The organism is Pseudoponticoccus marisrubri, from assembly GCF_001482405.1.
GTDB lineage: Bacteria > Pseudomonadota > Alphaproteobacteria > Rhodobacterales > Rhodobacteraceae > Pseudoponticoccus > Pseudoponticoccus marisrubri.
On sequence record NZ_LPXO01000006.1, the window covers coordinates 129,192 to 142,227 of the forward strand.

The 13,036-nt window shown below is 69.5% G+C and carries 15 protein-coding genes and 1 riboswitch; of the genes, 7 read left to right on the forward strand and 8 right to left on the reverse strand.

Annotation, left to right across the window (positions count from 1 at the left end; genetic code table 11):
* From lysA to argH, 4 genes are all read right to left on the reverse strand, one after another.
* The gene (gene lysA / locus AVJ23_RS11695; protein WP_058862374.1) at positions 1 to 1,266 is read right to left on the reverse strand and encodes a diaminopimelate decarboxylase; all 1,266 of its coding nucleotides are present in this window, start codon (positions 1,264 to 1,266) and stop codon (positions 1 to 3) included.
* Between the two features lie 159 nt (positions 1,267 to 1,425).
* Positions 1,426 to 1,737, reverse strand: a complete 312-nt coding sequence (locus AVJ23_RS11700; protein WP_058862375.1) for a DUF2834 domain-containing protein — start codon at positions 1,735 to 1,737, stop codon at positions 1,426 to 1,428.
* Positions 1,734 to 1,859 carry a hypothetical protein gene (locus AVJ23_RS23485; protein ID WP_276203213.1) on the reverse strand — a complete coding sequence of 42 codons (126 nt, stop codon included), beginning with the start codon at positions 1,857 to 1,859 and terminating at the stop codon, positions 1,734 to 1,736. The genes AVJ23_RS11700 and AVJ23_RS23485 overlap by 4 nt, the downstream gene beginning before the upstream one ends.
* Complete coding sequence (gene argH, locus AVJ23_RS11705) at positions 1,856 to 3,247, reverse strand: argininosuccinate lyase (RefSeq protein ID WP_058862376.1); 1,392 nt, start codon at positions 3,245 to 3,247, stop codon at positions 1,856 to 1,858. The genes AVJ23_RS23485 and argH overlap by 4 nt, the downstream gene beginning before the upstream one ends.
* Positions 3,248 to 3,269: 22 nt before the next feature.
* On the opposite strand from argH, the gene AVJ23_RS11710 reads away from it, so the two are divergent.
* The 4 genes from AVJ23_RS11710 (at position 3,270) to AVJ23_RS11725 (ending at position 6,945) form a co-directional block, all read left to right on the forward strand.
* Complete coding sequence (locus tag AVJ23_RS11710; protein ID WP_058862538.1) at positions 3,270 to 3,830, forward strand: TlpA disulfide reductase family protein; 561 nt, start codon at positions 3,270 to 3,272, stop codon at positions 3,828 to 3,830.
* 87 nt (positions 3,831 to 3,917) lie between these two features.
* A complete protein-coding gene (locus AVJ23_RS11715; protein ID WP_058862377.1) occupies positions 3,918 to 4,334 on the forward strand; it encodes a VOC family protein in 417 nt (138 codons plus the stop codon).
* A gap of 172 nt (positions 4,335 to 4,506) precedes the next feature.
* Complete coding sequence (locus AVJ23_RS11720; protein WP_058862378.1) at positions 4,507 to 5,253, forward strand: OB-fold-containig protein; 747 nt, start codon at positions 4,507 to 4,509, stop codon at positions 5,251 to 5,253.
* A gap of 27 nt (positions 5,254 to 5,280) precedes the next feature.
* Positions 5,281 to 6,945, forward strand: a complete 1,665-nt coding sequence (locus AVJ23_RS11725) for a flotillin family protein (RefSeq protein WP_058862379.1) — start codon at positions 5,281 to 5,283, stop codon at positions 6,943 to 6,945.
* Positions 6,946 to 6,994: 49 nt separating this feature from the next.
* Here AVJ23_RS11725 and AVJ23_RS11730 read toward each other — a convergent pair whose 3' ends face one another.
* The 3 genes from AVJ23_RS11730 to AVJ23_RS11740 all read right to left on the reverse strand — a co-directional run bounded on the left by AVJ23_RS11730 (position 6,995) and on the right by AVJ23_RS11740 (position 9,037).
* A complete protein-coding gene (locus AVJ23_RS11730) occupies positions 6,995 to 7,384 on the reverse strand; it encodes a metallopeptidase family protein (protein ID WP_058862380.1) in 390 nt (129 codons plus the stop codon).
* Positions 7,385 to 7,552: 168 nt separating this feature from the next.
* The gene (gene thpR, locus AVJ23_RS11735) at positions 7,553 to 8,077 is read right to left on the reverse strand and encodes an RNA 2',3'-cyclic phosphodiesterase (RefSeq protein ID WP_058862381.1); all 525 of its coding nucleotides are present in this window, start codon (positions 8,075 to 8,077) and stop codon (positions 7,553 to 7,555) included.
* Between the two features lie 6 nt (positions 8,078 to 8,083).
* Positions 8,084 to 9,037, reverse strand: coding sequence for a 1-phosphofructokinase family hexose kinase (locus tag AVJ23_RS11740; RefSeq protein WP_058862382.1), 954 nt, complete (start codon positions 9,035 to 9,037; stop codon positions 8,084 to 8,086).
* Positions 9,038 to 9,149: 112 nt separating this feature from the next.
* Between AVJ23_RS11740 and gltX the strand changes: the two genes are divergently transcribed.
* Positions 9,150 to 10,487 (forward strand): glutamate--tRNA ligase, encoded by a 1,338-nt coding sequence (gene gltX, locus AVJ23_RS11745; protein ID WP_058862383.1) that lies wholly within the window; start codon positions 9,150 to 9,152, stop codon positions 10,485 to 10,487.
* Between the two features lie 19 nt (positions 10,488 to 10,506).
* On the opposite strand, the gene AVJ23_RS11750 is transcribed toward gltX, so the two are convergent.
* Positions 10,507 to 11,067: a gamma-glutamylcyclotransferase family protein gene (locus AVJ23_RS11750; RefSeq protein WP_058862384.1), complete on the reverse strand. Its 561-nt coding sequence runs from the start codon at positions 11,065 to 11,067 to the stop codon at positions 10,507 to 10,509.
* 94 nt (positions 11,068 to 11,161) lie between these two features.
* Here AVJ23_RS11750 and AVJ23_RS11755 point away from each other — a divergent pair, with 94 nt between their 5' ends.
* Together AVJ23_RS11755 and gcvT are read left to right on the forward strand one after the other, a co-directional pair.
* The gene (locus tag AVJ23_RS11755) at positions 11,162 to 11,653 is read left to right on the forward strand and encodes an RrF2 family transcriptional regulator (protein WP_058862385.1); all 492 of its coding nucleotides are present in this window, start codon (positions 11,162 to 11,164) and stop codon (positions 11,651 to 11,653) included.
* 6 nt (positions 11,654 to 11,659) lie between these two features.
* Positions 11,660 to 11,746: riboswitch (glycine riboswitch) on the forward strand.
* Between the two features lie 145 nt (positions 11,747 to 11,891).
* Positions 11,892 to 13,031, forward strand: a complete 1,140-nt coding sequence (gcvT, locus tag AVJ23_RS11760) for a glycine cleavage system aminomethyltransferase GcvT (protein ID WP_058862386.1) — start codon at positions 11,892 to 11,894, stop codon at positions 13,029 to 13,031.
* The last annotated feature ends 5 nt before the right edge of the window (positions 13,032 to 13,036 follow it).

The window sequence follows — 13,036 nt, forward strand, 5'->3', positions numbered from 1 at the left end:
CTAGAGCCATTCGGGGATGGTATCGCGGTTGATCATGTCGTCAAAGGTCGGGCGCTTGCGAATGACCGAGAATTGATCGCCCCGCACCAGCACCTCGGGCACCAGCGGCCGGGTGTTGTACTCGCTTGCCATGACCGCGCCATAGGCCCCGGCCGAACGGAAAGCGACCAGGTCCCCGGCCGCCAGGGGCGGCATCGGGCGGCCCTTGGCAAAGGTGTCGCCGCTCTCGCAGACCGGACCCACGATGTCATAGGGCGCCAGCTCCTGCCCGGGCGCGGGTTCGATCACGGGCACGATATCGTGATGCGCCTCGTACATGGCCGGCCGGATCAGGTCGTTCATCGCGCCGTCGAGAATCAGGAAGTCGCGCCCCTCGCCCTGTTTCACGTAGATCACCCGGCTGACCAGCAGCCCGGCATTGCCGACGATCAGACGGCCGGGCTCGATCTCGATCTCGCAACCCAGATGCCCCACGGTCCGACGGATCAACGCGCCGTAATCGGTGGGCAGCGGCGGTGCCTCGTTCGAGCGCGCATAGGGAATGCCCAGCCCGCCGCCCAGGTCCAGCCGCGTGATCTCGTGCCCGTCTGCGCGCAAGGCCTCCGTCAGCTCGGCCACGCGGGTATAGGCCAGCTCGAAAGGCTCCAGCTGCGTCAGCTGGCTGCCGATATGCACATCGATGCCCACCACCTTGATCCCCGGCAGGCGCGCCGCCTCGGCATAGACGTCGCGGGCGCGCGCGATCGGGATGCCGAACTTGTTCTCCGACTTGCCGGTGGCGATCTTGGCATGGGTCTTGGCGTCCACGTCCGGGTTCACCCGCACGGTGATCGGCGCCGTCACGCCCAGCGACGTCGCCACCTGCGAGATCACCCGCAGCTCGGGTTCGCTCTCGACATTGAACTGCCGCAGCCCGCCCTCAAGTGCCGCACGAATTTCCTCGGCCGTCTTGCCGACCCCGGAAAACACGATCCGCTCCCCCGGCACGCCGGCAGCGCGGGCGCGGGCATATTCCCCGCCCGAGACCACGTCCATCCCTGCGCCCTCGGCGGCCAGCGTCTTCAGGATCGCCTGGTTCGAGGCCGCCTTCATCGCGTAGCAGACCAGATGCGGCCCCCAGGACAACGCCTCGTCGAACAGTCGGAAATGGCGCACCAGGGTGGCGGTGGAATAGAGGTAGAATGGTGTGCCCACGGCGACCGCGATCTCGTGCACCGGCACGTCCTCGGCAAACAGCCTGCCGTCACGATAGAGGAAATGATCCATGGCCCGTCTCTCCGGTCGCTCGCCGCGTCGCCCTATCCCAGCTGCGCGCGGCTTGGAAGGTCAGAATTGGGGCTCTGCCCCAAACCCCGGAGTATTTGCAAAGAGAAGAAACCCTGACACGCCCTGCTGCTTCTTCTCTTTCACAAATACTCAAATCCGTCAGACGGGCCGGGAGCGGAACCAGAGATAGAGCGGCAGGCCGCAGCTGACCCCGATGCAGAACGTGGCCGGGATGGCCAGCAGGGCCGGCCAGTTGCGGCGCACCGCGACCTCGGCCAGGATCCACAGTGTGAGCACCACCGCGGTGATGGTCAGGTCCCAGGTCAGGCCGCGCGTGCTGTCATTCACATACCAAGCGTCGATCAGCTGCGACAGGCTCCAGCCATTGGCGGCCATGTAGGACAGGAAGTAGTACATCGGGTGCACCGCGCCCCAGAGCGAGAGCGCGAGCCAGAGATGCCGCAGCCTCATCCGGTGATCCCGAACTCGGCCGTCCCGGTGATCGAGATGCCGGGCTTCTCGGGGCGTTCGGGCTCGCCATCGGCGCCGCAGGCCGCGAGGGCGAGAATGGCAAGCAGGGCGAACGCTCTCATTCCAGGATTTCCTTCCAGCGGGCCACCTGTTGCCGCACGCGGGCCGGGGCGGTGCCGCCGTAGCTGGTGCGCGAGGCGACCGAGTTGTGCACGCCCAGCACGTCGAACACATCGTTCGTGATCGTGTCCTTCACCGATACCATCTCCTCCAGCGTGAGCTCGGACAGGTCGCATCCCTTGCGCTCGGCCATGGCCACGAGGCTGCCGGTCACGTGATGCGCCTCGCGGAAGGGTAGCCCGGTTTCGCGCACGAGCCAGTCTGCCAGATCGGTCGCGGTGGAGAAACCGGCCGCGGCGGCCGCTTCGAGCGCGGAGGTATTGGCCGACATGTCGCGCACCATCCCCTCCATCGCGGCCAGTGCCAGCATCCAGTTGTCGGCGGCGTCGAAGACCTGTTCCTTGTCCTCCTGCATGTCCTTGGAATAGGCCAAGGGCAGACCTTTCATCACCATCATCAGCGCCACGTTGGCGCCGAAAATGCGGCCGATCTTGGCGCGGATCAGCTCGGCCGCGTCGGGGTTCTTCTTCTGCGGCATGATCGAGGAGCCGGTGGAGAAACGGTCCGACAGGGTGACGAAACGGAACTGGGCCGAGGACCAGATCACCAGCTCCTCGGCGAAGCGCGACAGGTGCATGGCGCTGATCGAGGCGACCGAGAGGAATTCCAGCGCGAAATCGCGCGCCGAGACGGCGTCGAGCGAGTTCGCCATGGGCCGGTCGAAGCCCAGCGCCTGAGCTGTCATCTCGCGATCCACGGGAAAGCCGGTGCCGGCCAGCGCCGCGGCACCCAGCGGGCTTTCGTTCATCCGGGCACGCGCGTCGCGCACCCGCGACAGGTCGCGGCCGAACATCTCGACATAGGCCATCATGTGATGGCCCCAGGTCACCGGCTGCGCGGTCTGCAAATGGGTGAAGCCGGGCATCACCCAGTCGGCCCCGGCCTCGGCCTGCGCCAGCAGCGCCCGGATCAGCGCGACCAGCCCGGCATCGGCGGCGTCCAGCTGGTCGCGCACCCAGAGGCGGAAATCGGTGGCCACCTGGTCGTTGCGCGAGCGCCCGGTATGCAGCCGGCCTGCCGCGTCGCCGATCAGCTCCTTCAGGCGCGCCTCGACATTCATGTGGATGTCTTCCAGCGCGGTGGAGAATTCGAAGGACCCGTCCTCGATCTCTGACAAGACCGTGAGCAATCCTTCCCGGATCGCCTTGGCGTCGCTATCACTTAGGATGCCCGTGGCGGCCAGCATGGCGGCATGGGCCCTCGACCCGGCGATGTCCTGCGCCGCCAGCCGCTTGTCGAACCCGATGGAGGCATTGATCGCCTCCATGATCGCATCCGGTCCGGCGGCAAAGCGGCCGCCCCACATCTGGTTCGAGGAAGTGTCCGACATCTGGCTATCCTTCGGAGGGATGATGAAACGTCTTGGTTCCGCGCTGCTCTATACCGCCCTTCTGGCGCTTGCAAATCCGGCGGTCGCCGATGTGGACGCGGCCAGGGCCGCCGCGACCGGGGACATGAAGAAACTCGTCTTCCATGCCGCGCCCAAGCCGGTCTCGGACGCGGGTTTCATCAGCTTCGAGGGCGATCCCCTGACGCTGTCCGAGTGGGAGGGCAAGTGGCTGGTGCTGAACTTCTGGGCAACCTGGTGTGCGCCCTGCCGCAAGGAGATGCCGATGCTGGCCGACCTGCAAGCCGAGCGCGGCGGCGAGGGGTTCGAGGTGCTGACCATCGCCACCTCGCGCAACCCGCCGGCCAAGATGAAGGCCTTCTTCGACGAGATCGGCGTCGAGAACCTGCCGCTGCACCGCGACCCAAACTCGGCCATGGCGCGACAGCTGGGCGTGCTGGGCCTGCCGGTCACGCTGATCATCTCGCCCGAGGGCGAGGAAGTGGCGCGGCTGACCGGCGATGCAGACTGGTCCTCGGACGCGACACGCGCGGTGCTGGACGCGCTGGCCGGCGCCGAGGGGTGAGACCCCGCCCGGCCGGGCTCTGGGCCGGACCGGCGACATGCCCTATCCTTGCGCCACAGCTTCGGCACACGGAGGGAGACGGCTCGCATGATTGCCTATGTTACGGTCGGGGCCGATGACCTGCCCCGCGCGAGGCGGTTCTATGACGCATTTCTGCCTGCGCTGGACTACGGGCTGAGCGAAGGGCCCGAGGGGCTGAGCTATACGCTGCCCATCCCGCCCGGCCAGGCGCCGGTGCTGCCGGATTTCTACGTCAAGCCGACCTTTGACGGGCGCCCGGCCTCGGCCGGCAATGGCGCCATGGTCGCCTTCGAGGCGCGCAACCAGGAACAGGTGTGCGAACTGCACGCGGCCGCGCTGGCCGCGGGCGGCACTGAAGAGGGGCAGCCGGGGTTCCGGGCCGCCTATGGCCCGCGCTTCTTTGTGGGCTACCTGCGCGATCCGCAGGGCAACAAGATCGCGCTGTTCTCCAGCAATCCAGACGACCCGGCACGGGACGGCTAGCGGCGCGCACGGAGCCCGAGGCCGGGTATTCCCAACTTCCCCGGGTGTTCGATTTGGGGCATCCTGTCATCGCGGCGTCGCGGTTTTCGGCCAGTGTTGCATTTGCGCAATTATCACGCGCCCGTGAGCGCCCATATTAATAGTATACAACAGCATACAAAAACAGGACCTGATGATCGAGACATTCCTGAGCCCCGCCTATTTTCCCTTCACCCTGTCACTCGCGCTGCTGTTCGGGCTGCTGGTGCTGGAACTGGTCTTCGCGATCCTGGGCGGGACCTTGCTGGGCGCCGGGGGCGAAGGAATTGAGGGGCCGGACCTGGACGGGCCCGACCTTGGCGATCTCGACATCGACGCGGATCTCGACATCGATTTCGACGGGCTCGACGCCGATCCGGGGGATTTCGAACTGGCCGGTTTCGACGAGCTGGACGCCGAGGCGCCGGCCGCGGCCGGGGGCGGCGGTCTGGCCGCGTGGCTGGGCTTCGGCAAGATGCCGGCGCTGATCTGGCTGGCCTCGGTGCTGATGGGCTTCGGCCTGTCGGGCTATGCGCTGCAATCGGCGCTGTCGGGGCTGCTGGGCGGGCCGCTCACCCCTTGGCTGGTGGGCCCCGTGGCGCTGGCCGCCGGGATCTGGTTCGCCCGCGCCTTCGGCACGCTGTTTGCGCGCATCCTGCCCAAGACCGAGACCGAGGCGCTCTCCGAACGCCACCTTGGCCGCCGCGCCGGGGTGGTCACGCAAGGCACCGCCGCGCGCGGCCGTCCCGCCGAGGTGCGCGTCACCGACCGCTACGGCAACAGCCATTACCTGCGCGCCGAGCCGCTGCGCGACGAGGCACGCATCGCGCAGGGCACCGAGGTTCTGGTGCTGCGCCACCGATTGCAGGGCGGCTATCTTCTGGTGCCCCTGTCTGACTGAATTCATTCACCCATTGCGAGGACCCCCATGGACAATCTGACCGTACTCATCGCCGCCGTCGTGGCCTTCCTGGCATTCCTGCTGCTGATCGGGCTGGTGCTGGCCCGGCTCTACCGCCGCGCCACGCGCGAGGTCACGCTGGTGCGCACCGGCGCTGGCGGCAAGAAGGTGATCATGGATGGCGGCACGCTGGTCGTGCCCCTGCTGCACGAGATCTCGCCGGTGAACATGAAGACCCTGCGGCTCGAGGTGAAGCGCGACAAGGAAGCGGCGCTGATCACCAAGGACCGGATGCGCGTCGACGTGGGCGTCGAATTCTATGTTTCGGTCAGCCCCACCGAGGAGGGCGTCGCCCGCGCCGCCCAGACGCTGGGCAGCCGTACCTTCGATGTCGAGCAGCTGCGCGAGATGATCGAGGGCAAGCTGATCGACGGCCTGCGCGCCGTGGCCGCGCAGATGACCATGGACCAGCTGCACGAGAACCGCGCCGATTTCGTGCAGGAGGTGCAGAACACCGTCTCGGAGGACCTGACCAAGAACGGCCTGTCGCTGGAATCGGTCTCGCTCACCGCGCTGGACCAGACGCCCTTCGAGGACCTGGACGAGAACAACGCCTTCAACGCGGTCGGCATGCGGCGCCTGGCCGAGGTGATCTCGAATTCCAAGAAGGAGCGCGCCCAGATCGACGCAGAGGCCGAGGTCGCCGTGCGCCGCGCCGCCATGGAAGCGCAGCGCCAGAAACTGTCGATCGAGCAGGACGAGCAGCAGGCCGAGATCGAGCAGATCCAGCGCGTTCAGACCATGCGCGCCGCGCAGGAGGCCGAGATCGCCGCCCGCCGCGAGGATGCCCAGCGCGAGACCGAGCGCGCCCGCATCGCCCGCGAAGAGGCCATCCGCAGCGCCGAGATTGCCCGCGAGCGCACCCTGCGCGAATCCGAGATCAGCAAGGAGCGCGATCTCGAGGTGGCCGAGCAGGAGCGCCAGGTGATCATCGCCCAGAAATCCGAGGAGGAGAGCCGCGCGCGCGCCAGCGCCGACCTCGCCCGGGCCGAGGCGACCAAGGCGATGGAGGCAGTCACCACCGCCAAGGAAGTGGCCGAGGCCGAGCGCCTCAAGCAGATCGCCCTGATCGAGGCCGCCCGCGAGGCCGAGCGCGCCGCGACCCGGGTCCGGCTCGAGGCGCAGGCCGAGAAGGAGGCCGCCGCCGACCGTGCCGAGGCCCGCCGCGAGGAGGCGCAGGCCGAGGCCGACGCGATCACCATCCGCGCCGAGGCCAAGAAGCGCGACATGCTGGCCGAAGCCGAGGGCACGCGCGCCATCACCGATGCCGAGAACGCGCTGTCCGATGCGCTGATCGAGATGAAGGTGGCGCTGGCCCGGCTGGAGGCGATGCCCAAAATCATGGCCGAGGCGGTGCGCCCGGCCGAGAAGATCGATTCGATCCGCATCCACCAGGTCTCGGGCCTGAACGGCGCGGGCGGGGCCGGCGGCAACGGTGCCGACAAGGCGCCGGTGAACCAGGCGCTCGACTCGATCATGGGCATGGCAGTGCAGATGCCCGCACTGAAGAAGCTGGGCGACGAGCTGGGCCTGTCCATGGATGGCAGCCTCGCGGGGCTGACCGGCCGCGACGACAGCGCCGAAACCCCGGCCGAGCCCCCGCGCGGCGAGACGCCCGAAGCGCTCAACTGACACGGGCCGGGCGGGCCGGTGCCCGCCCCCTGCCCGACTTGTCAGCGCGTCACAGCCACCATTGGTCGATCTCGGCGATGTCGTCATCCGACCAGCCGAAATGATGCGCGAACTCGTGCACCACCACATGCGCGATCAGCGCGTCCAGGGTCACGTCGCCCCGGGCGCGCCATTCGTCGAGGATCGGCTCGCGGAACAGCCAGACCGTGTCGGGAAAGGGCGCCGGGTCGCTGAAGGATTTCTGCGTCAGCGGCACCCCGTCATAGAGCCCGGTCAGCTCCAGCGGATCCTCCATGCCCAGATCGTCAAGGAAATGCCGGGGCGGCCAGTCCTCGACCCGCAGCAGCACGTCCTGCGCCCCGCGCGCGAAGGGCGCGGGAAAACTCTGCCGGGCCTGTTCGGCCACGGCGTAAAATCGCTCGGCCCCGGTGTTGTCCATGTGGCCAGATATGCCCCCTGCACGCGGCAAGGGGAAGGGGCGAGCCGACGCTTGAGCCATACGCCGTCGGGGCTTCACACGGATCTTGGGGGTTTCTTCACCGACTCGCCCCAGAATGAAGGGCGGTCGGGAGGGGGAAACTTGCCAAAGGCTCAAGGCAGCGCGCGGTCATCCCAGAGGATAGCTTGCCAGCACCTCGTGCTGCGCGCCGTCGCGATGCAGGGTCGAGGCGGTCAGCGCGACCGCGCCGCACGCATAGGGGCCCAGCTTGACCGGGGCGAGGGTCTGCAGCAGCGCGCCGGCATCCGCCCGCCCCGACAGGCGCGCCACGGTGACATGCGGGCGGAACCGGCGCCGCTGCATCGCCACGCCTGCACCGCGCACACGGGCCGCGACACGTGCGTGCAGATCGGCCAGGTCCGGCCCGCCCTCGGCGCCCAGCGCCACCGCCTGCCCGTGCCGGCCGCCGAACACCTCGGCCCCTGCCAGCGCCAGCGCGACCTGCGGCGCGCGCAGGCTGCGCAGCGCCTCGTCCAGCGGCTCCAGTGCGTCCTCGGGCTGGTCGCCCAGGAAGGCCAGCGTCAGGTGCAGGTTCTCGACCGGCACGGCCCGCCCGGCGGGCAGCCGGTCCTGCACGGCGGCCACCGCGTCCAGCGCGGGCTCGGGCAGGGTCAGGGCAATGAACAGGCGCATCGGGCCCTACAGGCGCTCGACCACCGTCTCTTGCAGCAGACGGTCGTAATCGGGCTTGCGGCACAGCTGGGTGCCCTCGCTCATCACCGCGGCCGAGGCGGCAGCCGCCCCGCGGCGCAGCGCCTCTTCCTCGGACAGCCCCGCCGCAAGGCTCATGACAAAGCCGCCGACGAAACTGTCGCCCGCGCCGATGGCGCTGACCACGGTGGCGTTGGCGGCATTCACGAACCACAGCCCCTCGGCATTGGCCATGACCGAGCCGTCGGCGCCACGGGCGATGATCACCAGCTGCCCGGCACCGCGCTGGCGCAACTCCTCGGCGAAGGCGGCGCTTTCGGCCCGGGTCTCCAGTGCGCGGCCCGACAGGGCCTGCGCCTCGTGGCTGTCCATGCGCAGCACGGCGGGCATGGGCGCGGGCCCCTTGGCCTGCGCCTCCAGATGCGTACCGGACGTGTCGACCACCACCTGCCGCCCGGGGCCCAGCCGCTCGCAGACATGCGGGATGAAGCCCGGCCGCGCGCCCGGCGGCATGCTGCCCGACAGCACGATGATCGCGCGTTCCGGCGCCGCCGCGTCCAGCGCGTCCAGCATCGCGTCCAGCTGCGCCTGCGACCATTCCGGCCCGGACAGCACGAAGCGGTACTGCTGCCCGCTCGACTCGTCGGTCACCGCGAAACTGCGCCGCGTCTCGCCCGGGGCGGCCACGCGCACCAGTTCCAGTCCGCGCGCCTCGAGCAGCGCGCCCAGCGACTCGCCCGTGGGCCCGCCCAGCGCCACCAGCGCCCGCGCATGGCCGCCCAGCTGCACCACCGCGCGCGCCACGTTGACCCCGCCGCCGCCGGGCTCGGCCGTCTCGGGCCCGCAGCGCAGCTTGGGCCCGGGCTCGACCCGGGGCGCCGACGTGGCCAGGTCCAGCGCCGGATTCAGGGTGACGGTCAGGATCTCGGAACTTGCGGTCATGGGCACCTCTCTGAGGCCCTCACCATGACAAGCCGGCGCGGCGGGGGAAAGCCCGGAACTGGACAAATCCGCCGCCGTGTGAAAACACGCCGGCCATCCAGGAGGCCTGCCCATGACCGTCACCCGTTTCGCGCCCTCGCCCACCGGCTACATCCACGTGGGCAACCTGCGCACCGCGCTGTTCAACTACCTGATCGCCCGCAAGACCGGCGGCAATTTCGTGCTGCGGATCGACGACACCGATCCCGAGCGCAGCAAGGAGGCCTATGTCGACGCGATCAAGCAGGATCTCGAATGGCTGGGCCTTGGCTGGGACCGGATCGAGCGCCAGTCCCAGCGGCTGGACCGCTACGAGGACGCCGCCCAGCGCCTGCGCGACATGGGCCGCTTCTACGAGGCCTTCGAGACCCCGACCGAGCTGGACCTCAAGCGCAAGAAGCAGCTGAACATGGGCAAGCCGCCGGTCTATGACCGCGCCGCGCTGGCCCTGTCCGAGGCCGAGCGCGAGGCCCTGCGCGCCGAGCGCGGCCCCGGCGTCTGGCGCTTCAAGCTGGACCACGAGCGCATCACCTGGGAGGACGGCATCCTGGGCGAGGTCTCGATCGACGCGGCCAGCGTCAGCGACCCGGTGCTGATCCGCGCCGACGGGCAGTTCCTCTACACGCTGGCCTCGGTGGTGGATGATATCGAGATGGGCATCACCCATGTCGTGCGCGGCAATGACCACGTGACCAACACCGCCACGCAGATCCAGATGATCCGCGCGCTGGGCGGCACGCCGCCCGCCTTCGCGCATCACTCGCTGCTGACCGGCCCGCAGGGCGAGTCGCTGTCCAAGCGGCTGGGCACGCTGGCGCTGCGCGACCTGCGCGAGAACGGGATCGAACCCGAGGCGCTGCTGTCGCTGATGGCGCGGCTGGGCTCCAGCCAGCCGGTCGAGCTGCGCATGAGCCTCGACGAGATCGCCGAGGGGTTCGAGCTGTCGCAGTTCGGCTCGGCGCCGACCAAGTTCGATGTCGACGACCTGTACCCGCTGACCGCGCGCAAGCTGCACGCGCTGCCCTTTGACGCGGTGGCCGACGAGGTGGCCGCGCTGGGCGTGCCCGCCGACAAGGCCGAGCTGTTCTGGAAGGTCTGCCGCGAGAACGTCACCACCCGCAAGGATCTGGCGGCCTGGTGGGCGCTCTTCTCGCAAGGCGCCGAGCCCCTGGTCGCCGAGGAAGACCGCGCCTTCATCGCCGAGGCGATGGCGTTGCTGCCCGAGGCACCCTACGGCCCGGACACCTGGAAGACCTGGACCGACGCGGTGAAGGCGCAGACCGGGCGGAAGGGCAAGGCGCTGTTCATGCCGCTGCGCAAGGCCGTGACCGGGCAGGAGCGCGGCCCCGAGATGGCCGACGTGATGCCGCTGATGCAGCGCATCCCGGCGCGGGACATGGCGCAGGACTGACCCGGAAAGGCCCCCAAGGTCAGGCGGCGAAGCGGCTGCCCAGACGCGCCAGCGCGGCATCGACGATGGCGCGCACCTCGGGCTCGGGCCGGGTGGCGCGCACGTAGCGCGGCGCGGCGCGGTCATCGAGGATCGGCGCCTGCCAACCGGCCGTGGTGTCGAAGAACGCCTCGGCCCCGGCGCGCCCGTATTCCGCAAGATAGCCCTCGATCACCACGTCGAGATAGCTGAGCAGGATCGGGTTGTCCGGCCCCGGTGCGCGACCGCGCGCGGGCGAGACGGCATAGATCGCGATCTGCTCGGCCCGGGCTGCGTGGCGCACGTCGCCGGTGGCCTCGTGCCGCTCATAGGCGGCTTCGCGCAGGTCTAGCGCGGCCCAGCCCTCTTCCGGGACCGGCGCGATCAGCCCGTCGATCTCGCCTGCCGGATCGGCCACGGCGGTCAGGACGCAGAGGTCCCGCTCGGGCACCGCCCGCCAGGCCCGCCGCCAGCCGGACACGCGGGCGCGGTGCACCGGGGTGAAACCATGGGTCATGCGATTGACCAGGCTGCCATAGCCAAAGAAATATGCATGCTGCATGCGCCAAATATCGCTGCCGATTGACCCAAGTCAAACGCCCCGCCTCACGTTCCTGTCATAACACGGGGGTACCGACCCGTAAGGAGTGCGTGCCATGCGCGTGACCAAGAGAACCAATATCGCGATGCGTGTGCTGATGTTCTGTGCGGCCAATACCGGGCGGCTGGTGACCAAGCACGAGATCGCCGGGCGCTGCAACGCGTCCGAGAACCACCTTGCGCAGGTCATCAACCAGCTGGCACAGCTGGGCTACCTGCACACCCAGCGCGGCCGCAATGGCGGGCTGGCCCTGGCGCGGCCGGCCAGCGAGATCGTGATCGGCGACATCTTCCGCGATCTCGAGGCGCCGGTGCCGCTGGCCGAGTGCTTTGCCGACGTGGACAATACCTGCCCCTTGACCGAGGCCTGCCGCCTGCGCACCGCACTGACCGATGCGGCCAATGCCTTCTACGCGACGCTGGACCCGATCACGCTCGACGCGCTGATCTGCGACAATGCCCCCCTGATGACCATTCTCGCGCCACACGGGGCCTGCCGCGGCGGCGCGGCGGACAGCCCGCTTGTCAAGACGCCCGCCATCGACTAGCACTTGGCGGGCAAGACGGGAGAACCGGCCACGGCCGGTGCCGAAGGCGCAACCGCCCCGGAAACGCTCAGGCCCCTGGACCGTCCTGCAGGGAAGAACTCTGGAGAGAGGCGCCCGGCGCGCCCGCCGAAGGGATAACGATCTCAGGCGAAAGGACAGAGGGGGCATCAGGTGGCGCGGACGGTCCGCGCCCGGGATGCCCGGTCACGCGCAGCGCTCCGGGACGGCCGGAGGACGCATGGCAGACGACGCGACGGGCGAAACCGAACTCAAGCAGACCATCCTGAACGGGGTGCATCATGCGCAGGGCGCCAAGATGGTGCCCTTCGCGGGCTATGAAATGCCGGTGCAATACCCGGCGGGCGTGCTCAAGGAACACCTGCACACCCGCGAGGCCGCGGGCCTGTTCGATGTCAGCCACATGGGGCAGGTCGTGCTGCGCGGCCCCGAAATGGCCGCCGCGCTCGAGACGCTGGTGCCCGCCGATATCGTCGGCCTGCCCGAGGGGCGGCAGCGCTACGCGCTGTTCACCAACGAGGACGGCGGGATCGAGGATGACCTGATGGTCGCCAATCGCGGCGATCACCTGTTCTTGGTGGTCAATGCCGCGCGCAAAGCGCCCGACCTGGACCGGCTGCGCGCCGCGCTGGAGCCGCGCCGCATCACCGTCAAGCTGATCGAGACCCGCGCCCTGCTGGCGCTGCAGGGCCCGCAGGCGGTCGAGGTGCTGGCCGAACACTGCCCCGAGATCCGCGAGATGCGCTTCATGGACGTGGCCACGCTGCCGCTGGGCGGCGCGGAATGCTGGGTCTCGCGCTCGGGCTATACCGGCGAGGACGGGTTCGAGATCTCGGTCCCCGAGGCCGCGGCCGAGGACCTGGCCCGCAGCCTGCTGGGCGACGCCCGCGTGCTTCCCATCGGGCTGGGCGCGCGCGACAGCCTGCGGCTGGAGGCCGGGCTCTGCCTCTACGGCAACGATATCGACGCCACGACCACCCCGGTCGAGGCCGGGCTGGCCTGGTCGATCGGCAAGGCCCGCCGTCCCGGTGGCGCGCGCCCGGGCGGCTTTCCGGGGGGCGCGGCGATCCTGGACCAGATGGAGAGCGGCGCACCGCGCCGGCGCGTGGGCCTGCGCCCCGAGGGCCGCGCGCCCATGCGCGAGGGCGTGACGCTGTTTGCCGCCGAGACCGGCGGCACCCCGGTCGGAGAGATCACCTCGGGCGGGTTCGGGCCCAGCCTGGGCGGACCGGTGGCCATGGGCTACGTTCCGGCCGATATGGCCGGACCGGGCCAGCGCCTCTGGGGCGAGATGCGCGGCAAGCGCCGCCCGGTCGAGGTTGTGAAACTGCCCTTCGTGGCACAGGGATTCAAACGGTGAGGACA